Annotated in this window: 25 protein-coding genes, 1 tRNA gene and 1 pseudogene; 22 read left to right on the top strand and 5 right to left on the bottom strand. The window is 68.1% G+C overall.

Annotation, left to right across the window (positions count from 1 at the left end):
* Positions 1–107 precede the first annotated feature (107 nt).
* Positions 108–518, bottom strand: coding sequence for a MarR family winged helix-turn-helix transcriptional regulator (locus DBP14_RS09500; protein ID WP_129306584.1), 411 nt, complete (start codon positions 516–518; stop codon positions 108–110).
* A gap of 62 nt (positions 519–580) precedes the next feature.
* Here DBP14_RS09500 and DBP14_RS09495 point away from each other — a divergent pair, with 62 nt between their 5' ends.
* The 6 genes and pseudogenes from DBP14_RS09495 (at position 581) to DBP14_RS09470 (ending at position 6,679) form a co-directional block, all read left to right on the top strand.
* Positions 581–1,375, top strand: coding sequence for an alpha/beta hydrolase (locus DBP14_RS09495; RefSeq protein ID WP_129306583.1), 795 nt, complete (start codon positions 581–583; stop codon positions 1,373–1,375).
* Between the two features lie 174 nt (positions 1,376–1,549).
* Positions 1,550–2,059 carry a DUF3761 domain-containing protein gene (locus tag DBP14_RS09490; protein WP_129306582.1) on the top strand — a complete coding sequence of 170 codons (510 nt, stop codon included), beginning with the start codon at positions 1,550–1,552 and terminating at the stop codon, positions 2,057–2,059.
* Between the two features lie 45 nt (positions 2,060–2,104).
* Positions 2,105–3,512: pseudogene (locus DBP14_RS09485) on the top strand (site-specific integrase).
* A 959-nt stretch (positions 3,513–4,471) separates the two neighbouring features.
* Complete coding sequence (locus tag DBP14_RS09480) at positions 4,472–5,077, top strand: hypothetical protein (RefSeq protein WP_129306581.1); 606 nt, start codon at positions 4,472–4,474, stop codon at positions 5,075–5,077.
* A 571-nt stretch (positions 5,078–5,648) separates the two neighbouring features.
* Complete coding sequence (locus DBP14_RS09475) at positions 5,649–6,086, top strand: GntR family transcriptional regulator (RefSeq protein ID WP_129306580.1); 438 nt, start codon at positions 5,649–5,651, stop codon at positions 6,084–6,086.
* Between the two features lie 29 nt (positions 6,087–6,115).
* Positions 6,116–6,679 carry an HD domain-containing protein gene (locus DBP14_RS09470; protein WP_129306579.1) on the top strand — a complete coding sequence of 188 codons (564 nt, stop codon included), beginning with the start codon at positions 6,116–6,118 and terminating at the stop codon, positions 6,677–6,679.
* Here the strand turns inward: DBP14_RS09470 and DBP14_RS09465 are convergent.
* Together DBP14_RS09465 and DBP14_RS09460 are read right to left on the bottom strand one after the other, a co-directional pair.
* Entirely contained in the window at positions 6,672–7,145 is a 474-nt protein-coding gene (locus DBP14_RS09465; RefSeq protein ID WP_129306578.1) for an NUDIX domain-containing protein, read from the bottom strand. The genes DBP14_RS09470 and DBP14_RS09465 overlap by 8 nt on opposite strands.
* Positions 7,145–7,888, bottom strand: a complete 744-nt coding sequence (locus DBP14_RS09460; protein ID WP_129306577.1) for a helix-turn-helix transcriptional regulator — start codon at positions 7,886–7,888, stop codon at positions 7,145–7,147. The genes DBP14_RS09465 and DBP14_RS09460 overlap by 1 nt, the downstream gene beginning before the upstream one ends.
* A gap of 328 nt (positions 7,889–8,216) precedes the next feature.
* Here DBP14_RS09460 and DBP14_RS09455 point away from each other — a divergent pair, with 328 nt between their 5' ends.
* From DBP14_RS09455 to DBP14_RS09390, 14 genes are all read left to right on the top strand, one after another.
* The gene (locus tag DBP14_RS09455) at positions 8,217–8,516 is read left to right on the top strand and encodes a hypothetical protein (protein ID WP_129306576.1); all 300 of its coding nucleotides are present in this window, start codon (positions 8,217–8,219) and stop codon (positions 8,514–8,516) included.
* Positions 8,513–9,508, top strand: a complete 996-nt coding sequence (locus DBP14_RS09450; RefSeq protein ID WP_241740851.1) for a DUF2637 domain-containing protein — start codon at positions 8,513–8,515, stop codon at positions 9,506–9,508. Before DBP14_RS09455 ends, DBP14_RS09450 begins: the two co-directional genes overlap by 4 nt.
* A complete protein-coding gene (locus DBP14_RS09445; RefSeq protein WP_129306575.1) occupies positions 9,505–10,155 on the top strand; it encodes a GGDEF domain-containing protein in 651 nt (216 codons plus the stop codon). The genes DBP14_RS09450 and DBP14_RS09445 overlap by 4 nt, the downstream gene beginning before the upstream one ends.
* Complete coding sequence (locus DBP14_RS09440; protein WP_129306574.1) at positions 10,155–10,538, top strand: RRQRL motif-containing zinc-binding protein; 384 nt, start codon at positions 10,155–10,157, stop codon at positions 10,536–10,538. The genes DBP14_RS09445 and DBP14_RS09440 overlap by 1 nt, the downstream gene beginning before the upstream one ends.
* A gap of 76 nt (positions 10,539–10,614) precedes the next feature.
* Entirely contained in the window at positions 10,615–12,870 is a 2,256-nt protein-coding gene (locus DBP14_RS09435) for a cell division protein FtsK (protein WP_206739236.1), read from the top strand.
* Between the two features lie 139 nt (positions 12,871–13,009).
* Positions 13,010–13,261 (top strand): hypothetical protein, encoded by a 252-nt coding sequence (locus DBP14_RS09430; protein WP_129306573.1) that lies wholly within the window; start codon positions 13,010–13,012, stop codon positions 13,259–13,261.
* Positions 13,262–13,294: 33 nt separating this feature from the next.
* Positions 13,295–13,483, top strand: a complete 189-nt coding sequence (locus DBP14_RS09425; RefSeq protein WP_129306572.1) for a hypothetical protein — start codon at positions 13,295–13,297, stop codon at positions 13,481–13,483.
* An 11-nt stretch (positions 13,484–13,494) separates the two neighbouring features.
* Positions 13,495–14,103 (top strand): hypothetical protein, encoded by a 609-nt coding sequence (locus tag DBP14_RS09420; RefSeq protein WP_129306571.1) that lies wholly within the window; start codon positions 13,495–13,497, stop codon positions 14,101–14,103.
* A 3-nt stretch (positions 14,104–14,106) separates the two neighbouring features.
* Positions 14,107–14,571 (top strand): hypothetical protein, encoded by a 465-nt coding sequence (locus tag DBP14_RS09415; RefSeq protein WP_129306570.1) that lies wholly within the window; start codon positions 14,107–14,109, stop codon positions 14,569–14,571.
* Between the two features lie 90 nt (positions 14,572–14,661).
* Positions 14,662–15,561: a bifunctional DNA primase/polymerase gene (locus DBP14_RS09410; RefSeq protein WP_129306569.1), complete on the top strand. Its 900-nt coding sequence runs from the start codon at positions 14,662–14,664 to the stop codon at positions 15,559–15,561.
* Positions 15,558–16,715 (top strand): AAA family ATPase, encoded by a 1,158-nt coding sequence (locus DBP14_RS09405; protein ID WP_129306568.1) that lies wholly within the window; start codon positions 15,558–15,560, stop codon positions 16,713–16,715. Before DBP14_RS09410 ends, DBP14_RS09405 begins: the two co-directional genes overlap by 4 nt.
* Positions 16,712–16,906, top strand: coding sequence for a helix-turn-helix domain-containing protein (locus DBP14_RS09400; RefSeq protein ID WP_129306567.1), 195 nt, complete (start codon positions 16,712–16,714; stop codon positions 16,904–16,906). Before DBP14_RS09405 ends, DBP14_RS09400 begins: the two co-directional genes overlap by 4 nt.
* Positions 16,903–18,360, top strand: coding sequence for a tyrosine-type recombinase/integrase (locus tag DBP14_RS09395; protein ID WP_206739235.1), 1,458 nt, complete (start codon positions 16,903–16,905; stop codon positions 18,358–18,360). The genes DBP14_RS09400 and DBP14_RS09395 overlap by 4 nt, the downstream gene beginning before the upstream one ends.
* A 156-nt stretch (positions 18,361–18,516) precedes the next feature.
* Positions 18,517–19,581 carry a hypothetical protein gene (locus tag DBP14_RS09390; RefSeq protein ID WP_129306566.1) on the top strand — a complete coding sequence of 355 codons (1,065 nt, stop codon included), beginning with the start codon at positions 18,517–18,519 and terminating at the stop codon, positions 19,579–19,581.
* Between the two features lie 67 nt (positions 19,582–19,648).
* On the opposite strand, the gene DBP14_RS09385 is transcribed toward DBP14_RS09390, so the two are convergent.
* Positions 19,649–19,882 (bottom strand): YozE family protein, encoded by a 234-nt coding sequence (locus tag DBP14_RS09385; protein WP_129306565.1) that lies wholly within the window; start codon positions 19,880–19,882, stop codon positions 19,649–19,651.
* A gap of 214 nt (positions 19,883–20,096) precedes the next feature.
* Positions 20,097–20,168 (bottom strand) — tRNA-Arg (locus DBP14_RS09380).
* Between the two features lie 165 nt (positions 20,169–20,333).
* Here DBP14_RS09380 and DBP14_RS09375 point away from each other — a divergent pair.
* Both DBP14_RS09375 and nrtL read left to right on the top strand, forming a co-directional pair.
* Positions 20,334–20,885 (top strand): response regulator, encoded by a 552-nt coding sequence (locus tag DBP14_RS09375; RefSeq protein ID WP_129306564.1) that lies wholly within the window; start codon positions 20,334–20,336, stop codon positions 20,883–20,885.
* 123 nt (positions 20,886–21,008) lie between these two features.
* Positions 21,009–22,022, top strand: a complete 1,014-nt coding sequence (gene nrtL, locus DBP14_RS09370) for an ArgS-related anticodon-binding protein NrtL (protein ID WP_129306563.1) — start codon at positions 21,009–21,011, stop codon at positions 22,020–22,022.
* The last annotated feature ends 8 nt before the right edge of the window (positions 22,023–22,030 follow it).

The following is a 22,030-nucleotide window of genomic DNA, read 5'->3' as shown; positions in this document are numbered from 1 at the left end:
CAAGGGCGTGGAGAGCCTCCTGCACCGCCAACTCGACGCGCTGGACGCGTAACAGAGGCCCTCGGAAGCGGAGCCACCGGCGGTCACCGAGAGGCCGCCCGGCGCCCTCACGTTTCGGCAAGCCGCCGGAGCAGCTCCAGCAGGGTCGTCCGATCCTCGTCCGGCAGGGGGGCGAAGCGGTCGGCGAGCACCTCGTCGGCGATCTTGTGGCCGGCCTCCAGGACCCGCTCGCCCGCCGGTGTGAGGTGGTGCGCGTTGCGCCGGCCGTGCGCCGCCCGGCGCTCGACCAGGCCCTGGGCCAGCAGGCGGCCGGCGAGTGTGCCGAACGCCTGCTCGCTCTGGAAGGTGGCCGCCGCCAGGGCGCGGGCCGAGGCGCCGGGGGAGCGGTCGATCGCGCGCAGGGCATCCCACTGGGCCAGGGTCGTCCCGGCCGCCGCCAACGCCGTGTCGAGGGAACGGTGCTGACGGTACTGCGCCTGTTTGATCGCCCTGCCGAGGGCCTGCAGCTCAGCGTTCACAGGGGAATCCTAACCCATAACTAAGCTAGCTTATATAAAGATATTGAGTTAGAGTCTTCGGCGTGTCAGACCACACCGCGGTCGTCTCGCACGACCTCTCGCTCACCCTGTCCGAGGCCGGAACCGGCCGACCCGTCCTGATCCTGCACGGCGGAGGCGGCCCCGCGACCGTCGCCGGACTCGCCGATCACCTGGCCGCCACCGCCCACACCCTCACCCCCGTCCACCCCGGCTGGAACGGCACGCACCGCCCCGACTGGCTCACCGGCGTCGACGACCTGGCCCTCGCCTACCTGCACTACCTGCAGGACCGGCACTTGACGGACGTACTGGTCGTAGGCTCCTCCCTCGGCGGCTGGGCGGCCGCCGAAATGGCCGTACGCGACACCGCGGGCACCATCACCGGCCTCGTCCTGGTCGACGCGGTGGGCATACGGGTCGAGGGCGAACCCATCGCCGACGTCTACGCCCTCGACCCCCGAGGCCTCGCCGAGCGCAGCTGGCACGACCCCGACCGCTTCTACCGCGACCCCACCGACCTGCCACCGGACCAGCGCGCCACCATGCGGGACAACATGGCGACCATGCGGGTGCTCGCCGGCGACCCCTACATGCACGACCCGAAGCTGCGCCACCGCCTCGCCCGCGTCCACCAGCCCACCCTGCTCCTCTGGGGCGAAAGCGACCGCGTAGTCACCCCTGCCTACGGCGCGGCATACGCAGACGCCTTCTCCGACGGCCGACTCACCGTCATCCCCGAAGCGGGCCATCTTCCCCAACTGGAGCGCCCCAAGGAGACCTTCGCTCTGATCGACGACCACCTCGCCCGGACGAGCCGTACGGTTACGCGCTCTTGAGGCTCTTGCCCCTGTTGCGACGGAGCTTCATCGATCGCGAGGAGCGGGCACGCGCCGGAAGCTGGGAGGTCGAGGCCGAGGTCACAACTGAATCACTGTCTTCACTGATCCCTCACATCTGACGCCCTGGCGCAGGTAGTTTCACCCCTCACGTACCTGAAGCAGGGGGGACCTGTGAGCTACTACCAGCCGCAACCGCCGTTCCAGCCTCCGCCCGGACCGCCGGTCGTGCGTCCCGCACCCAAGTGGGCCCGCAAACGATTCGTACTGCCCGCCCTGGGCCTCGCGTTCCTCATCGGCATAGGCAGCGCCGGCGCCGACGGCCAGAACACGGACACGACGAAGACGGTCGCCAACGCCACGGCGCGACCGACCGTCACGGCCACGGTCACCGCGACCGCCACGGCGACGGAGACAGCACAGCCGAAACCCGCGCCGACAGTGACGAAGACGGTCAAGGTGAGGGTGACGGTCACCGCACACGCCGCTGCCACCGGTTCGGGCACGAACGGCTCTTCGACGTCCGGCGGATCTTCGTCCAGCGGCGGCTCCACCTCCTCCGGCGGCTCCAGCTCCGCGGGCGGCGGCGCGACAGCCCTCTGCAACGACGGCACGTACTCGTACGCCGCCCACCACCAAGGAGCCTGCTCACACCACGGCGGCGTGGCCGTCTTCTACCGCTAGCCGTCCCTCCAACCGGAACGGGCCCTCCGGGGCAGAGGTAGCGGCGTGAAATCACTCGACGTGAAGGTCTGGGGTGTCCGGAAAAGGAACACCAAAAACCGTCCTATGACGTGAGGTGGATCGTCTCCGGGAACGTGTTCTCCGAACAGTTCCGCACCAAGGGACTCGCGGACAACTACCGTTCCAAGCTCCTGCGTGCAATGCGTGACGGCGAGGAGTTCGACGCGGCTACCGGGCTGCCGGACACGATGGTCGAAAGGGCGCCCTCGATGACGTGGTACGCCTTCGCCTTGAAGTACCTAGCCATGAAGTGGCCGCACGCTGCGCCGAACACCCGCGACGGGATCAACGAGTCGTTGACCGCTGTCACCGTGGCTCTCCTCGACGATCGTCCTGGGCGGCCGGCTGATGGCCTCCTCAGGAAGGCGCTTCGTAACTGGGCTTTCGTCCTTCCCGGCCCGGACGACCGCGAGTTGCCGACTGAGATCGCGAACACCCTCCACTGGGTGGCCAAGGCATCGCGCCCTCTCTCGGACCTCGCTGACGCCGTGGTCGGCAGGGCCGTTCTGGATTCCCTGAAGCTCAAGCTCGACGGAACGGCGGCTGCGGCAGAAACCGTACGGCGCAAGCGGCGGACTCTGGTCAACGCCATGCACTACGCGGTGGATCTCGGCGAATTCAAAGAGAATCCGATCACTGCGGTTCGCTGGAAGAAACCGAAGGTGGTCAAGGAAGTAGATCCCAGAGTAGTGGCGAACCCCGAACAGGCTCGTGCTCTGCTGACTGCTATCTCGTACGTCGGCGGATATGGCCGTGCGCGCGGCCGGCGACTTGTCGGCTTGTTCGCCTGCATGTACTACGGCGCCTTTCGCCCGGCTGAGGCTGTCGGCCTCAAAGAGGCAGACCTGAAACTGCCGGAAACGGGCTGGGGAACGGCTCTGCTGAATCGCACCCGCCCCAGCGTCGGCAAGCGATGGACCGACTCTGGCGAGACGCACGACGATCGCGGGCTCAAGAACCGGCCCGTCGAAGAGGTCCGGCCCGTGCCGACCCCGCCTCAACTCGTGGCGATTCTCGGAGATCACCTCGACACGTTCGGAACTGCGAAGGACGGGCGGCTGTTCACGAACGAGCGCGGGGGAGTGGTCGGCTCGTCCACGTACTACCGCGTGTGGCAGGAGGCTCGCGCGCTGGCTCTTCCGCCGGCCGTTGTTGCCTCGCCGCTCGCCGCTCGCCGCTCGCCGCTCGCCGCTCGCCGCTCGCCGCCCGTCCGTACGACCTGCGGCACTCGGCGCTGTCGACCTGGCTCAACGCCGGTGTCGACGCGACCGAGGTCGCCGAGCGCGCGGGCAACAGCGTCGAGGTCCTGCTGAGCCGCTACGCGAAGTGCATCGACGGTCGGCAGGAGATCGCCAACCGCAAGATCGAAGAGCTGTTGCGCGAGTACGAGTGATCCCACACGCGCCGCGCTACGCTTCAGGCCCCTGGATTCGTCCGGGGGCCTTCGCCGTTCTCGGGGCTGACCAGGGACGTTGCCTCAAGATCGTGTCCACAAATAGTCCACGGACCCCGACATACGGTCGCTCAGGGCGGCATACAGCTGCACATGCGCGAAGACCCCGGCCTCAGCGTTTCCGCTGGTGACGGGGTCTTTGGGCACCTCATGCTGGGTGCCCCCGGCAGGATTCGAACCTGCGCACACGGCTCCGGAGCACAATCAGTGTTCGGCTTGCGAATGGGCACTGACCAGCAGGTTCCTTGATCGCAGAGGCCGTACGGTGCCCTCCTGTATCGCAGATAGTGCGAGTTGGCAGGAAGCGGGCTGGTAGCGGCGCTGCGGCACCCCTCGTAAAGGCAGAGCAGATCGGCAGTCGCCTCCGGCTCCTACCCCCATTGAGAGGTCGGCTTTCGCCGACGGGCTGTACCACCACCTCTGGTGGTGGTACAGCCCGTCTGTGACTGGACAGCCTTGGTTCGCGCTGCTCGACTGACTAGAGTTGACGGTCGGCCATAACGCCTAGTGGCTCCTGCCTGACAGCCGCTTTGGGAGTTCGATCTAGAACTGGCCTCGACGTGGTGGCCTGGCGTCGCCTGCGTTCGGAGGGAAGCGCTCGCGTACGCCCTCGTCCGGCGTCGGTGACATCAGCCGTGGATGTCAGGTCGCCCCCCGATGCGAACTAAGGGCACTTGCTGAGGTCTCCTGGACTGGTCCGTCGTGCGTCTGGAGTCGCTGCCGGTCGGCAGTGGTCGCGCGAGTTGCTGTACTCGCTGCTGTACAGCAGCGCCGCCAACTGCAGCCAGGCGTGGCCGCCGGAAGTGGTCAACTACCCCTAGCGCTGGCAAGGAAACCGGTTCACACTTCACTCTATACAGGTGATTCATAATCACCTGGTTGGACACCAGGGAGTTCCCATGGGCTTCACAGAGAGAATGCAGGCGGGCACTGAGCGCAGTAAGGCCCAGCGGTTTGAACGCAAGGCAGCAAAGCTTGCTGACAGGAACCCTGAGAAGGCAGCCGAATATAGGCAGCGAGCATCATCGGCTCGGCAAGAGGCTGAGGTACTCGCTAGGCAGGGCGAAGCACAGCGCGTCGCGAAGGAAGCTCAAGACGGGGAGCGGCGCCGCATGAAGGAAGAGCTGGCGGCGTATCGTGCTGCTCACCCGCTCGAAACTCAGCTGAACAGGATAGCAATGCTTCACCTCTGGCCCAAGGCCTCTCACGGTCAATTATCCAATGGGCCAGTAAGCGGGGCACATGCAGAGCTGTTCAACGCCGATGCACACAAGGCCTGGACCGCTACTAGACTCATGTCGAATGCCACACTCGGCGTCGCCAGCGGGGGCCTTATGATGTCGGGTCGTAAGAACAAGGGGATCGCGCAGATCAATGTCCAAGTCGCTAATGGATCTGTCACTAGTTGCACCGTGAAGCCCAAGGATTTGGGCGCCGCAAGCAAGTACGTGACGACGCTGAACGCCTATGCCGCGCAACTCGCGGCGGAAGAAAACACGAAGTAGCCAAGAATCGCTCGGCTGGGCTGGGTGTTACCGGGAGCCGCAGCCTCGTCGTCTGCACAAATATCTAGACCACCCGGGGCTTCCTAAGCCACGGGCTGACACACGCGGTCGGTGTAGCTGCTTTGGTGCGAGTGATCGTGGCCCCGTAAGCTGATGGCGAGTCGGGCAGTCTGTGGACCTGCCCGTTAAAGCACGACGTTGGGGCCATGATCTTCGAGGCTCGCGCCAAAGTGGCTGGATAAAGTCGCGGAGCCGACCGCCCCAGCCACAGATGGTTTCTCCTCTCGATGTGAAACGCTGAGCCCCGGCTGCGGACGTCTTGTGAATCAAAGAGATCGGAAGTCGCCTCCGGATTCTGTGCTCATTGAGAGGGCGGCTCCGCCGACAGGCTGCAACACACCCTGGGTGTTGCAGCCGTCTGTGACCGGACAGCCCGGACAGCGGTACTTAGAGCTGTCCGGCCTGTTTGCGCAGGTCAAATGAATATCCGGACAGCCGGACAGCTAGGACACCCCACCTACACGAGTGGGCGTGGGAAGCTGGGATGCGACGGTGTGAGAAGGAGGAAAGCGTGCCGAGCCCCAGCCCACGCGGGACGTATCAGGTGATCTCTCAGGCGTTGCGCGAGCGGATTGCCGCTGGGGCCTACGTGGACGGCTTGCCGTCAGAGGCCGAGATCGGGCGCGAGTTCGGGGTGGCCCGGACGACAGTTCGGCGTGCTCTGCATGCTCTCGAAGAGTCGGGGGACATCAAGACCGTCGCTGGCGTTGGCCGCAGTGTCGCCGGGGGCGCGGGGACCGCACCGTACGAGCAGATCATGACCGACCTGTTGGAGCAGATCCGGAGGGGCGAACTGCCGCCCGGTACGCGTCTGCCGAGCGAGGCGGACCTTGCCGACAAGTACGGGGTGGCTCGCGGCACGGTTCGCCGCGCCGTACGCGAGCTGGAGACGGCCGGCCACGTCGAGGCGAGGCACGGAGTCGGCCGGTTCGTCAGCTTTCCTTCCTGAACTCCCGATTGCCTCGGAGGCAGTGAAAGATGCAACTGGCCAGGTGGGCCCATGACCTTGCTGAGTCGCTGTTGGCCGACAGCTTGCCGCGACGGTGGGCTCACTCCCAGCGGGTCTACTCTCAGGCGCTGACTCTGGCGCCAATCATGGGCGAGGAAGAGGCCGAGGTACTGGCGGCCGCGGCCATCGCTCACGACGTCGGCTATGCCCAGGTCGCTGTGGACACGGGACAGCACATGATCGACGGGGCGCGGTACCTGCGCGACGTTGTGGGAGCCGCCCCCCGACTATGCAGCATCGTGGCTTTCCATACGTCGTCGTTTTGGGAGGCATCCGAACTCGGGTTGGGGGATGCACTCGATGAGTTCGGGCCCCCTGAGCCGGAATTGGTCGACGCGATCACCTACTGCGACCTGACCAGTAGCCCGGTCGGGGACCTAGTGGACCCGGCCGAAAGGCTCGCCGAAGTCCTGAACCGGTACGGTCCCGAGCACGTCGTCTTTCGAGCGGTGTCCGCTGCCCGGCCTGAACTCATGGAAAGGGTGGCCCGGGTACGGCAACGGGCCGAGGCGGCGGCGGCAAAGCTCAGTTGATCAGGGGAATTTCAGAATTGCGGAATCCCTGTTCGAGACGCTGACGCGTAGTCGGCGAGATGTCAAGAGAGTCCAGCTCCGTTCTGGGGACCCACCGTACTGCGAAGGACTCCGAACTCACCTTGATCTCACCGCCGACCGGGCGAGCACGGAAACACAACGAGAACTCCTGACGCACCTCTCCGTCTGCGAAGGCGATGACGTGTCCAGGGTCTGTGAACGTACCGACCATGCCCACCACTTCAACCCGGATGCCGGTCTCTTCCATGACTTCCCGGACGACCGTGCTGGCGATGTTTTCCCCGATCTCTTGGACACCTCCCGGCATCCCCCATCGGCCGTTGTCCGACCGTCGCTCAAGGAGTACCTCGCCCGAGTCGTTCAGGACGAACGCGGTTACCGCGGGCACGATGCTGTTGGCTTTCGGCGCGGCGGGATCATTGAAGTAGTCGGTACGGCGACTCATCAGGGCCTTTCGATGGGGACTGCCTCGGACCACACTTTTTCGAAGCTCTGCTGGTATGTCGAGACTAGCTCCGCTCCGGCGACGCGCCGCAGATGGAGCACCGGGGCCATGGGGGCGCTCACCCCGTATACCTGGGTATTGACCAGCCACTCATCATCGGCGCGGTACAGTGAGTTGTGGAGAGTCGACCTGTGCATCCGGAATTCGATGCCGTCGACTGAGTACAGCGGACGATAGAGTTTCATGACCTCCCGCACCTTGTACGCGACGCCCTCGCCGATCTCTTCCTCTTCCCCTCGCCGCTGGATCTCTGGACTGTTGGGGTCACCCAGGAGGATCCGGGCCCGCACGCCGGACGATGCCTTCTGCTTGAGCAGCTGGGGCCATCGCGGATTCTCCGCCAGGAACACGCCGGCGTGGACGAGTACGCCGATTTCGCCCTGTGCCCGGCTGAAGAGCTGTAACCAGAGTTCCGGGGGGACGTAGGAACGGTGCGGGTACACCTTGAGGACCTCGGCGTCGGCTGCGTCCTGGCGCTGGTTGCTGGAGAGGCCATCCGGCCAAAGGTACGTCTCGTCTTCCCGTAGGTGTGCGGCGATGGCAAGGCGATGCCGCCGGTAGGGCGCGCGCCCTTGCGTAATCCAGCGCTCGACAGTCTTGGGGTCCACCCCGATGTGGGCTGCCATGGCGTCGACCGTGATGCCATGCGTCAGCATCGCTGATCGTAGGCGCTCGTTCGCCATCTCACCCTCCCGGGGACGTCTAGGGACGCGCGTGACGCACAGAACGCTAGCTAGGACGTCCCAAGTCGTCCAGCAGCGTGGTCACTTCGTCCTGCCCCTGAGGGGCAACCTGATGTCACGTCACAGGGGCTCACCCGAACGCAGCGAAGGGCTTGACAGCCGTAATCGGGCACGCCACTGTGAGGGACATGCTCAAGCATGTATCGCATGCCTGGTGGGGCGGTCACGGCTGCCCCGACATGCACAACGACTGCCCGGCGGCGGGACTCCCCAGCAAGGTCGCCCGCCGCCGCGGTTCTCCCTGTTCCTTCGACTCAGGAGAGCACCCATGCGTACGTACGTCGGTCATCAGCAGGCCGTGTCTGCTGAAGACTTCGTGGAGCTGGCCCTTGGCACCCCGGTTGAGCTGTGGCTTGGGGTGGAGGGCGAGAGCGAGATGGAGCGCGCGGCCCGCCTGGACGCGGGGCGCGACATCCTCGCCGACTCCGAGTACAGCCGTCTGCCGGATGACTTGGCCCGCATCGCCGCCGAGGTGATCGAGGCGCACGCCCCGGAGCTGTTCAACGTCCTCCCGCTGGCGCGCCCCGCCCGGTGCCGCCGGTCTGCCCGGAAGGGAGCGGCGGCATGACGACCGCAACCGAGACGATGCGGCCGGCGGTGCCACCGCTGACGAAGCCGGAGATGGGCCTTGCCGGACTGGGCGCGCTGACTGCGGCCGGGGTCGGCGCCCTGGGACTGATCGCCTCGTTCGACGCGGTCTCCTCTGCTGCTGCCCGGTGGGGCTTCGGCGAGCCGTGGATGCTGCCGGTCGGTATCGACGTGGCCATTCCTGTGTTCACCGTGGCCAACCTGCTGTTGATCCGGATGGACATGGCGTTGGCGTGGGTGCGCTTCGTGCCGTGGGCTCTGACGCTGGTCACATGCGGGCTGAACGTCGCGGCCGGGCACTCGCTGTGGGCCAAGATCGCGCACGGCACGATGCCGCTGCTGTGGGTGGTGTTCTCCGAGATCGGCGCCCACGTCTACGCCGTACGGATCGGCGCCGCGACCGGCAGGCGGATGGAGAAGGTGCGGTTCTCCCGCTGGATGCTTGCCCCGGTGTCGACGTTCGCCCTGTGGCGGCGGATGACGCTGTGGGAGATCACCTCCTACTCCGACGCGCTAAAGCGCGAGCGTGAACGGCAACTGGCCCGCGCGGCACTGCGCGAGCGGCACGGCCGGCGGTGGCGGTCGAAGACCCCGCGCCCGGAACGCGTGCTGCTGAAGTTGGGCGAGCTGGCCCCGGCGAGCGAGGACCTCCCGCCCGTGCTTCCCCAGGAATCGGCGAAGCCGAAGCCGGAAGCGCCCAAGGCGCCGCGGAAGCGTGCGGCCAGCACCAAGGGCAAGGCCAAGGCGGCCAAGGCGCCGCGTACTCCTGCGGAGCTACTCGCCGAGGGGCGCGAGGCTACGGCCGACTGGGCCGATGACGCGATCAACGCAGAGGCCATCCGGACCACATTGCACTGTTCGGCTGCCAACTCGCGCGTGTTGCGGGACCTCTTGCTGAACGAGCGAGCGGAGGGGCACCGCCTGCAGTCCATCGACGGTGACCACGAGGGAACCGAGGGGGCGGCGGCATGAACACGATGTTGACCATGCTGGCCGCAGCGGCTCCTGTCGCCTCCGGTTGGACGGCACACACGTTGTGGCTGCGACGGCGTCTGAACGTCGCCCGTCGTGACCCGCTGACCGGCCTGCGGACGCGCGACGCGTTCACCCGTCGCGCTGCCGCTGTGCTGCGGGACTCCCGTGCGGTCGTGGTGCTGGCCGACGTCGACCGCTTCAAGCGGATCAATGACACGTTCGGCCACACGGCCGGAGACTCGCTGTTGAAAGCGACCGCGGACCGGCTCGCCCACCACGTTGGACGCTCTGGTGTCGCCGGGCGGCTCGGGGGCGACGAGTTTGCCGCCGTTCTGATCGACGACCACGGCACCGCCGCCGACATGCTCGCCGTCCTGCACGGCGTGCTCGCCCGTCCGGTCGACGGCCAGGACCCGGCCGTACACACCACCGTCTCGCTGGGGTGGGTGCGCGCCGCGGACTTCCCCGGCGACGACCTGTCCGCCCTGCTGAGGAGGGCGGATGAGGCGATGTACGCGGCCAAGCAGTCAAGCGCTGGCACCCGACGGGCGGGGCTGGGGCGGCTGCTCGCCACGGTTACCGGGCGGCGTGCCGGCCGCTCCGGCGCCAGGACCGATGCTCCGGTCGTAGAGGTGGTGGCCTGATGTCTGCCTACGGCAAGTGCTTCGACCCGTCCGGCGCCCGGTTCGGCATTCCCACGTACCCGTGGCGGTTCGCCCCGGACGGCTACGCCACCCGGCGTCAGTTGCGTGCGATCGGGCTGCGGCCCGGCGGACAGCCTGTCGCCGCGCAGGTGATGCGCAGCCACCGGGGCCGCAAGGCAGGTGTCCAGGTCGCCCACCTCTACCGCGTCGACCGCGCGAAGCCGGTACGGCCGATGACTTCGCGCAAGTGGGGTGCGCTCGCCCTGGCGATGCTCGCCCGTCGCACCTGCCCGCAGTGCCGGATCACCTACAGCTACTGCATCCCGACCTCGCTTGGGGTGTGCATCCTCTGCGCCTACCCCGAGGAACAGCGCGCCGCTTGATCCGTACGGGGCCCGGTCTCAACCGACCAAAGCAGCGGCCGGGCCCCGCCATCCCTCCCGAGAGAAGGAACCCTCAGTGAAACACCCCGACGACGACAACGAACTCTTCAACCGGCTGGAAGCTGAGATGGCCAGTGACCCGGCGGGCGACGTGGTCGACCTGGGCAAGGCCCGGTCGGCCCGTACCGAGTCGGCCGACCGTGCGCCCGACGCGTCGCCCGACTCCGGGCCCGATCGGTCGGGTGCCCCGGCGCCGACCGAGTCGGCCGACCCCGGCGACGGGGAGTCGGACGACTCTGGCCCGAGTCTGGTCGACCGTCCGACGCCGACTCAGTCGGGTCCCGGTCTGATCGACCGCATCCGCGACTCCAAGCGGCTGGATGTTCTCCCGGCGTGGGTGAAGTCGCGTCCCGAGTTCACCGACGCGATGCGATGGCTGGCCGGGCACGTCTGGCACACCATCGCCTTCCACGCGGTCCGCGTGCCGTTCCTGTACGTGCCCAAGCTCGTCTGGCGCTCGCCGCGCGGCCTGGCCAACACCCTGTCTCGCGTGAGCCGGTGGGCGGTCGACGCGGAGGGCGAGCCGCTGCGGCAGGCCGAGGCGCGCCGGGAGAACTCTGAGCTGTACCTGAAGCTCTCGCGGCAGCGTGACCGGCGGGTACGGCTGCGGATGATCGTCAGCATCGTCGGAACCGTGGCCGCCCTGGTCATGGGTCTGTTCCTGGTGTTCGGCGCGGCGCCGCTCACACAGGCCGTCGCCGCAATGGTCACCGTGCTGACACTGGGCTGGCTGGGTGCGCCGGCGGATGCGCCGCTGGCCACCCGCGCGGTCATCAAGACCGAGGTACAGAAGCTGACCAGCGACATCGTCGTAAAGGCCATGGCGTCCATCGGCATCGGTCAGATCGCCTCCGCCGTGGCCAAGGGCCAGGACGGCATCAAGTTCGTCGCCCCGATCACCCGCGAGGGGCCCGGCTGGCGCGCGGACATCGACCTGCCGTTGGGCGTCACGGTCGCGGACGTGGCCGACCGGCGCGCCCGACTCGCCTCCGGCCTGCGCCGCCCCCTCGGCTGCGTGTGGCCGGACGCCGACCCCAGCGAGCACGAGGGGCGGCTCATCCTCTGGGTAGGGGACCGGGACCTGTCCAAGACCGGCATCGTCAAGTGGCCGCTCGCCACCGCCCGCAAGCACGACATCTTCAAGCGGAACCCGTTCGGTATCGACCCGCGCGGCCGGGCCCAGTCCGTGCCGATGATCCAGCACAACATCCTTATCGGCTCGCTGCCCGGCCAGGGCAAGACCGCCTCGGTGCGTGTGCTGGCCTGCGGCGCCGCCCTGGATCCGTCCGTGGAATTGTGGCTCCACGAGAACAAGGGCACCGGCGACCTGGACTCCCTGGAATGCGTCTCGCACCGGTTCGTCTCCGGCATCGACGACGACTCGATCAAGTACGCGGCCGACTCCCTGAAGCTGCTGCGCGAGGAGGTCATGCGTCGCGCAGCGGCGATCAAGAAGCTGCCGCGGGACCTGTGCCCGGACAAGCGCATCACCCGGCAGATTGCCGACAAGCGCTCGCTCAAGCTGTGGCCGCTGGTGGGTGTGTTCGATGAGTGCCAGAACCTGTTCGGCCACCCCAAGTACGGCAAACAGGCAGGCGAGGACGCCGAGTTCATCATCAAGCTGGGGCGCGCTCTCGGTGTGATCCTAGTCCTGGCCACCCAGCGCCCGGACAAGGACTCGCTGCCCACCGGGATCAGCGGCAACGTGTCCATCCGCTTCGCCCTCAAGGTCGCTGGCCAGGTCGAGAACGACATGATCCTCGGCACGTCCGCGTACAAGAACGGCGTGCGCGCCACCTCGTTCCGCCCGGAGATCGATGCCGGTAACGGCTACCTCGCCGGGGCCACCGCGCTGCCGGTCGTGGTCCGCACCGCCTACCTGGACGACAACGCCACCCACGCCATCGCTCAGCGCGCGCACGCGACGCGCAAGGCAGAGGGCACGCTGTCCGGGCACGCGCTTGGCGAGGAAGCCGAGAGCACGTCGGCCCCGTCCTACGACCTGCTCGCCGACGTCGCCGCCATCGTGCCGCCGACCGAGGAGCGTGTGTGGAACGAGCGGATCGCCGCCAGGCTCGCCGAACTGCGGCCAGAGGTCTATGGCGGCTGGAAGGGCGAGAACGTCACCAGCGCGCTCAAGCCCCACGGCATCAAGACGCGCGACGTGGCCGGGACCACCGACGACGGAACCCGCACCACCCGCCGAGGCATCGCCCGCGCCGACCTCACCAGGTCGATTGCGGAGCGTGATGAAAAGCGGGGCGCCGCCTAGCCCTGGAAGGTGCTACTGGTAGCACGCCGCCCTGCTACCGGTAGCACCCTCGCTAGCACCCCGCATAGCACCTGATCTGCGATCTAGTGCATAGCACCCCACCTGCGGAAACCCCGGAAACCGCCTGGAAGGGCTCCTCATGACCCCCATCGTGCTTGCTGTCGCCTGCCTGTTCATCGTCACGCTTGGTTACAGCGCTGTATGTGCTGGCAGCCCATTCGGCACCTGCCGCAAGTGCAACGGCTTCGGCTTCGCCATGGACACCGACCGCAAGGGACGGCCCAAGCGCGGCAAGAGCTGCCGTCGCTGCAAGGCCACCGGTAAGCGCATACGCGCCGGGCGCTGGCTCTTCAATCGCGCACAGCGGATCTACCGCGAAGGCACCCGCTGACCCTCACCACACACCCGAAGGGAGTTCCGCCCCGTGGCCGTCACCGTCTCGCTCGTGGCCCTGTTCGGACTCGTCCTGTTCTTCCTGCTCCGCTCCAACTCCGTCAGCTACGGTGCCGCGTTCACCGCCGCCGGGTTTGGCTTCTTCCTCGCCTCCACCGGAGCCGCCGGCCCCATCAACCAGCTCGCCGCCGCTGTCATCGACGCCATCCCGCACCTGTGAGGAGTCCGGCCATGAACGAACAGATCATCGCCCGGCACTGGCTCGCCATCATCGCGCCCAAGGCGGCGCCCGCGCTGGCCACGTCCACCGTACTGATCCTTGCCCGCATCTGGAACGCCAACGGTGCTGCACACTCCGTCGGCAACGCCGTGCTCATGACTGCGTTGTCCCTCGCCGCCGCGGCGGCCGGCGTGTGCGCGAGCGTCGGCAGGGCCGGAGATTCCGTGATCGCCGGAACCGCGTTCGCCGCCTCTGGCGGGCTCGCCCTCGCCGGGATCGCCGGATACACCGACGGGCTGTCCCTGCCCTTGCTCCTCTGGGTGCTCGCCACCGCCATCGCCTACGGGCTCGCCGCACGGTACTGGCGCACCGACTGCCGCGATCGGATCGCCTACGAGCGACAGACCGGCGCACGCCGCGAGGAACACGCCCACATCGAGCGCGTCGAGGCCTTGCGCGCCGGAGCCCAGATCGAGGCGGCCCGCACTGGCGCCGCCTACGCCGAACAGCTCGCCCACGCCCTCATCACCCGCGCCGCCCTGCCCGGCTTCGACTACAAGGCCCTGGAAGCCGCCGGACTGCCCGAACTCCCTTCCGCCCACATCAGCAAGGAGCACTGAGCCATGTTCGAGATCCGCGTCATCTGCGACCCGGCCGACAGGGACCGCGTCAGCCACGCCCTGGCCGTCGCGTTCGACACCAGCTCGGCACGCCAGTACCCCACCCGGGACGGCAAGCGCACTCGGCTGTATGTCACCGCCCATCACCGGCCCGAGCCGGGGCCCTGGCCCACACCGGATGAGGCGTACGCGCTCGCCCCGAGCATCATCAGCGAGATCGGATGGACCGCCCGGACCGCGGCCGACAGGCCGTCCTACGACGGGCAGGACCGGGAGTTCTGGCTCCGCAAGGCCGCGCTGTTGGACCGGATCGCGCTGAGCAACGAAGCGGACAGTGACGCCAGCGATGCGGTCGACCTCGCCACCCGGGCCGCGCAGCGGCTGATGGAGCTGGACGACACGGCCACCATCGGTGACCCGCGCCACTACGTCCGCCAGCAGTACGCCCGCTGGGCCAAGAACCAGTAGCAACGCCGCGGCGGCGGGACTCCCCAGCAAGGTCGCCCGCCGCCGCGGTTCTCCCTGCCCATCCGTAGACAGAACAGGAGAACCCCCAGCATGCCGCACCAGGACGGCTCTGCCCAGCTCACCGCAGCGCTTGACGCAGCGTCGCGTGACTGGCGCGTCTTCCCTCTCATCCCCAGTGACAAGCGCCCGGCCGTCTCCGAGTGGGAGACCCGCGCCACCGCCGATCCGGACCGCATTACCCGCGCCTGGTCCGTGGGCGCCTTCAACGTCGGCATCGCTACCGGCCCGTCCGGCCTGATCGTGATCGACCTGGACAAGCCCAAGCACCCCGGCGACACCCCGCCGGCCGCTTGGGCCGAGCACGGCGTCACCGACGGCGCCGACGTGCTGGCCGTGCTCTGCGAGCGCCACGGCCAGCCCTTTCCCGCCGACACCTACACGGTCGGGACATGGAGCGGCGGCACCCACCTGTACTTCCTCGCGCCGGAGGGCGAGCCCCTGCGTAACACCGCCGGGGACAGCGCTCGTGGGCTGGGGTGGAAGGTCGACACCCGCGCGTGGGGCGGACTCGTGGTCGGCGCCGGCAGCACCTACGACGGACACCCGTACGCGGTTTCCAACCACGGCCCCGTGGCGCCTCTGCCGGGCTGGCTCGCCGAACTCCTGCGCCCGGCCCCGTTGCCCCCGCAGCGGCCCATGACGGTCGCCCTCTCCGGCCACGGACGGCGCACCGCCTTCCTCCGCTCCGCGATCAACGGGGAAGTGCAGCGAGTCACGGGCTCCGGCCCGCACGAGCACAACAACGCGCTCTACATCGCCGCCGTTGCTCTGGGACAGCTCGTCTCTGGGGGTGAGCTGAGCGAGGCCGACGTCACCGGCTGGCTCGTCACCGCCGCGCTCCAAGTCGGGCAGGGCGAGCGCGAGGCACGGCGCACCATCGCTTCCGGCCTGAGGGCCGGAGCCCGGCGCCCCCGGAGGGTCGCGGCATGAGCGCCAACCCCATCCCACCGCTGCACCTGTACTCGGTGCCTAGCGACTCCGAACCGGCACCCGCGGCGCTGCCGAAGCGGGAGCGCCCACGGACCGCATGGACGGCCGATCAGCTCATGGCCGCTCACTTCCCCGAGCCGAAATGGGCCGTACCCGGCATCCTCGCTGAGGGCGTCAGCGTGCTCGCCGGACCGCCCAAGGTCGGCAAGTCCTGGCTCTCCCTCGGACTGGGTCTTTCGGTCGCGGCCGGAGGCAGCGCGTTCGACTCCGTCCCCGTCCAGGGCGGACCGGTGCTCTACCTCGCCCTGGAAGACACCCCGCGCCGTCTCCAGACTCGCATGGGCAAGCTACTCGGGGGCCAGCCAGCGCCCGCCGGTCTGACCCTGGTCACCGAGTGTCCGCCCTTCCCTCAGGGCGGCATCGAGGCCATTGCCCAGTGGCTGGAGCGCAACCCCGATGCGCGCATGGTCGTCATCGACGTGTTTGCCAAGATGCGAGGCCAGGCTCCGGCCGGCGTCTCGGCTTACGACTCGGACTATGTGGCCGTTGGTTACGCCAAGCGGCTCGCCGACCACTACGGCGTGGCTGTCATCCTCGTCCACCACGTTCGCAAGGCAGGCTCCGAGGACTTCCTAACCGAGGTCTCCGGCACCAACGGCATCGCCGGAGCCGCTGACGCCACCCTCGTACTGAAGCGGGCGCGAGGACAGGCAGATGGCATCCTGCACGTCACCGGCCGCGACGTGGACGAAGCCGAGTACGCCCTCAGCTTCCAACCCGCCTCCGGGGCCTGGCACTTGTTGGACGGTCCGGTGTCCGACCACACCGTCGGCGACACCCGCGCCACGATCTTGCGTTACGTCCGCGCTCACCCCGGCGCCAAGCCGAAGGACATGGCGGGCGAGCTGCCGAACGTCGACCTGGACACGATCCGGCGCACCTGCAACCGCATGGCCGACGCCGGACAGCTCACCAAGGACCCCGGCGGCCGGTACTACCCGGACACCGACACCCGGACAGAGGGCATGCCAGAGGTGTCCGCGCTGTCCGGCTGTCCGGTTACGCCATCTGACCAGCACCAACACCCCGGACAGCCGGAATTGGAACTGTCCGGCCTGTCCGGTGCGGACGAAGCCGAGGGGGAGAGGGAATGAGCGCCCGTACGCAGGACGAGAAGATGACCGTCAAAGAGGTCATCGCCGACCTGAAGGTAGCTCCGTCGACCTTCTACCGGTGGCGTCAACTCGGGAAGGGGCCCCGCTCGATCAAGCTCCCGAACGGCGACGTGCGGATCCGGCGGTCGGAGTATGACCGTTGGCTTGCGGAGCGGGAGGACGCTGCGTGAGCACGACTGACGACACGCCGGTCCGCCGTCCGCACGGGGAGGCGCGGCCGGGGTATTCCCTCGACATCCGACTGTGGAAGGTCACGAAGGTCAACCGCAAGGCGCGTCCGTACCAACTCCGATGGGTCGTAGGCGGGAAGGTGAGCAGCGCAACGTTCGCCACGTCGGCACTTGCCGAGAGCCGACGTTCGGAACTGCGGCAGGCCATGCGGCGCGGCGAGGCTTTCAAGATTGCAAGCGGACAGCCTGAGTCCGAAGTCCGCGCGGCGGCGGAAGCGGCCGAAACGGCGGCTGAGGAGCCGGTGAGGTGGTTCGAGTTCTGCCGCAAGTACGTCGCCGGGCGGTGGCGTACGAGCGCGGCCAAGACCCGTGAGGGCATGGCGGACGGTCTTGCCGCCGTGAGTCTCGCCATGGTCCAGCGGGGGGACGGTGTTCCCCCGGATGAGCAACTGCGGTTGGCGTTCCGGTGGGGGATCGTGCCCGCGAACGCGGGTGAGGATCCACCGGCCGAACTCAAGGCCGCGTACGACTGGCTCACGACGGCGGATCGGCCGGTCCTCGATGTGACCGGTGCCGAAGTGTTCGAAGACGTGCTGTACCGCATCGGGTACAAGCTGGACGGCACCCCGGCGGCGGGCGACACGTACAGGCGTCGCCGCCGGGCCCTGAACACCGCCCTCGAACACGCGGTGGTAGCGGGGGAACTCCCGGAGAACCCGCTTCAGCGCGCCCGCCGGAAGCACGTCGGTTCCAACGACGTGGTGGACCGGCGCGTTCTCGTGAACGCCGTACAGGCCCGTCAGTTGCTCGCGGGGGTCTCCTACGTCGGATCGTGGGATCGGTGCCGTGGCAGGCGTCTGACGGCCTTCTACGCGGTCCTGTACTACGCGGGCTTGCGTCCGGCTGAGGCGGTCGGGTTGAGACTGTCTGACTGCGATCTCCCAGATGCGGGATGGGGCACGCTGACGCTCCGGGAGACGCGCCCCGTCTCCGGGAAGCAGTGGACCGATTCCGGCGAGCGTCACGACCGGCGAGGGCTGAAGGCGCGAGAGGCTAAGAGTGACCGACCGGTGCCCATCCCGCCCGTCCTGGTTGCGATCCTGCGGACGCACCTGGACACATTCGGCACGGCCAAGGAAGGGCGTGTGTTCGGCAACGAGCGCGGGGGAGTGGTCGGCTCTTCCACCTACTGGCGGGTGTGGGAGGAAGCGCGGGGGTATGCGCTCCCGCCTGAGCGCGTCGCTTCTCCGTTGGCCGGACGCCCGTACGACCTGCGGCACGCCTGCATCACACGGTGGCTGAATGCGGGAGTCCCGATCGCTGAGGTTGCCCGGAGGGTTGGCAACTCGCCGGAGGTGATCCACCGTCGCTATCACGGCTGCATCGACGGTCACGAGGAAGCCGCCAACGCGAAGATCACAAAAGCGTTGGAGGAGGACGGAGACACGGTATAGCCGTCGGCGTCATCGCATCTTCCGGATGAGATGAAGGCGCAAATTATGCGAGGCGAGTGGGGGGCGGGGCTCGGTACGATGAACGGCCTGACGCTCTGTCGGACGCGGACGCATCCATGGTCGCCCGTCTCCCTCGCTTCGCACCAAGAGGTTTCCTTGGACACGCTCTTCAAGGTGGAGCTCACGCTGGACCAGCGGAGTCTTCTCACCGCCATTGCCCACCCGTGGCTCAACCGAGGCGAGTGGCCGCTGTGGGCCAACATCCAGCACCACTTCGACATGCGCGGGCAGGACGCCGATGCTATCTTCCACTCGCTGCCGCGCGTGGGGCTCGACGCGCCGTACGCCGCCGGGTACGGCTTCACCACCCCCATGCGTGCCCCCATCAGCGCGAACGACAGGGTCCGGCTGACTATGGCCGCCTCGATCAAGCTCAACGAGGTGCGGATGGCAGCCGGGGAGCCGTTCGTGCAGGCCCTCCGCCACATGATCGACCTGTACACCAGCCGACCGATGCACTTCGAGACGGTGCCCACTGTCATGCTGCGTTCCGGTGAGCTGGCAGACGCACTTCCCCACCTCAAGCCGTGGTTCGTCAAGGTGCTGCCCGACCTGATCAACGTCGAGCCGCTCCTGAGCGGCAGCGGTGCTGGCCTTGGCGACGGTTCCTGGGAGAGGGAGGTCACCCGGAGCGTGTTGCAGTACCGCGGGGTGAGCACCGTGGAGGAGTACGTCGAAAAGACCTGCGAGATCGTCTTCACGACGGCAGGCCAGTACGGCACTCCCGCCATCGCGGTGGCGCCGCCGGCCGCTGCTCTCGGGCGCGGGCCGTACGTCGACCTCGCCCTCCTCGACGACCTGGAACAGGCGGCCGCGGGCACCAAGTGGAAGGTGCACAAGCTCATCGCCCTGTGTCAGGGCCTTAATGACGCCTATAAGGCGGGTAACCCGTATGTCTGCGCTGCGATGATTCGGGCCGTCATGGACCACATTCCGCCGGTATTCGGGCAGCCGGACTTCAAGCAAGTCGCGTCCCAGCACACGTTCAAGATGAAGCAGACCGACAAGGCGCACGCCCAGTTCCTCGCGAACTACAAGACCATCGGGGACGACGTGATGCACCGGCCCATCGGCCTGAGCGTGCCCGTCATCACCATGGATGACATTCCGACCCCCATCCGCCTCAACGCCGTCCTCCGGGAGATGGTGACGCTCCTGTAGAACCAGCGGTGGCAAGTACGCCGCGTGTAGCGAGTGGCCAAAACCCTTTTGGCCACTCGCTACCGGATCAGGCGTCGCCTGACTGCGCCCGGTACGCCTCGTATCGAACCCATGCGTCTTCGAACATCTCGATGGCGGCTGGGATGGCGCCTCGCTCTTCGAGGTAGGCCCGCTGCCCCGACTGCCCCTTCCGTGAAGGCCAGTCGGGATCATTGGAGACGTCGCGGGCGAGGTCGCCGATGCCACTCTCCCGATCGGTTTGGGTCTTCAACCACGCTGTGAAGCTCTTTGCTGTGGGCATGTCGACATCCTTCCGTACAGTCCCTGACGTCGTCAGGGGTGCCCTCCGCGTGAGGAGCGCGTGGGTGTATCGGAGCTGTGTCGCGTGTATCGCAGATGGTGCGCGAACGGTGAGAGACAACGAGAAAGAGCGGGAGTCAGTGAGACTGACTCCCGCTCTCTCATGTCGGCATCCGCACTGGTCAGAGCATGATTCTTGCTGGCTGACTGGCGAGTGCCCCCGGCAGGATTCGAACCTGCGCACACGGCTCCGGAGGCCGTTGCTCTATCCCCTGAGCTACGGGGGCGTGTCAGGCTTTGAGCTGGTGCTCGGTGGCGACGGGTAGAACCCTAGCAGGTTCCGCGGGGTGATCAGGAACGGGTTTCCACGGGCAGGCGGGGTGGGTCCCCCGGACGGGGTGGAAGTGGGGAAAACCCGGACGCGGTGGCCGGTCCGGACCTAGTCTCGAGTTGTGCCAGGGGCGTCGGGCCGGGTGCTTGTTGTGGACGACAACAAGGTCATCCGGCAGCTGATCAGGGTCAACCTTGAGCTTGAGGGGCTTGAGGTCGTGACCGCGGCCGATGGTGCCGAGTGTCTGGATGTGGTGCACGAGGTGCGCCCCGACGTCGTCACTCTTGATGTCGTCATGCCGCGACTGGACGGGCTGCGTACCGCGGAGCGGCTGCGTGAGGATCCCCGGACCCGTCATCTTCCCCTCGCCATCATCAGCGCCTGCACGCAGTACGAGGTCGAGGCCGGGATCGGCGTCGGTGTCGACGCCTTTCTGGCCAAGCCCTTCGAGCCGGCCGAGCTCGTCCGCCTCGTGAAGCAGCTGCTTGAGCGTGGCAGTGGGGGACGGGGGCGGGGAGGGGGAGGGGCCTGTGAGGGGTCTCGGCCTCGTGATGGTGGGCAGGGTGATGAGGGTGAGGGAGAAGACGGTGGTGAGGACGGGGAAGTGATCGGGGAGGTTTCCGGGCCCGTTTCCGGGCCCGTTTCCGGGCCCGTTTCCGGGCCTGTTGCCTAGTCCGTGTCCGCCGGTTCTGTTGCCTAGCTCCTCCCCTCCTGTTGTGTAGCTCCCTCGGCCCCGCCGTCCCACCACCCGAAACCGGTTCGCATACCCACCCCCCTCCTCCCCTACGCTTGTCCCGTGACCCCCGTCGAGCTCTCCCGCACCGTGTTGCACGCGGTGCGTCGTGCTGTGGACGCGGGGGAGCTGAAGGTGACTGTGCCGGAGCGGGTCGTGGTGGGGGAGCCCGGGCCCGGTGGGTGCGGGGACTACGCCACCAACGTCGCGCTGCGGATCGCCGGTGCCGCCGGACGGAAGCCTCTTGAGGTCGCCGAGGTGCTGCGTGCGCGGCTTGTCGAGGTGGACGGGATCCGGGACGTCGTCATCACCGGACCCGGGTTCCTCAACATCAGCCTCAGTCGGAGCGCCGATCCCGCGCCGGGGGTCGTCCGTGAGATTCGCGAGCTCGGCGCCGGCTACGGGTGCGGTGAGGAGCTCGCCGGGCAAGTCGTCGTGCTGCGTGTGCCGTACGACGTCCGTGCCGAGGTCGTCGCCGACGCGGTGGCGCGGATCGTGGCCACCCAGGGCGGGCGGGCCGAGGTCGAGCACGGGGAGCCCGTCAATCTGCGGCCCGTTCCGGCGGCCGAGGACCCCGCCCCGCTCGGGGCCGACGCCGCGCAGTGGGCCCTGCTGTACCCGGCCGCGCACGACCGGCCCCGGATCACCGCCGACCACCTCGTGCAGCGCGAGAGCAATCCGCTGTTCCGGGTGCGGTACGCCCACGCCCGCGTCAGGTCCGTCAGCCGCAACGCCGCCCGCCTGGGGTTCGACGCCGACGCCGGCCCGCTCGCCGACACCGACGCCAACCCCACCGGCACCGGTGACGTCGCCCTCGTACGCCCCCTCGTCGCCGCCCTCGCCGCCCACCCCCGCATCCTCGCCGCGGCCGCCACCCATCGCGCCCCGGACCGGGTCGCCCGGCATCTCGTCACCGTCGCCGATGCCGTGCTGCCGTTCGTACCGACCGTGCTGCCGAGTGGCGAGGAGAAACCCTCGGCCGCCCACCGTGCCCGGCTCGCCCTCGCCGAAGCCGCCGGGACGGTGCTGGCCGGTGGCCTGTCCCTGCTCGGCATCGACGCACCCGAACACCTCTGAGGCGGCCC

The sequence above is a fragment of the Streptomyces sp. L2 genome (assembly GCF_004124325.1).
GTDB lineage: Bacteria > Actinomycetota > Actinomycetes > Streptomycetales > Streptomycetaceae > Streptomyces.
The sequence above is the reverse complement of the archived record's forward strand: the minus strand, read 5'-3'. Positions and strand labels throughout refer to the sequence as shown.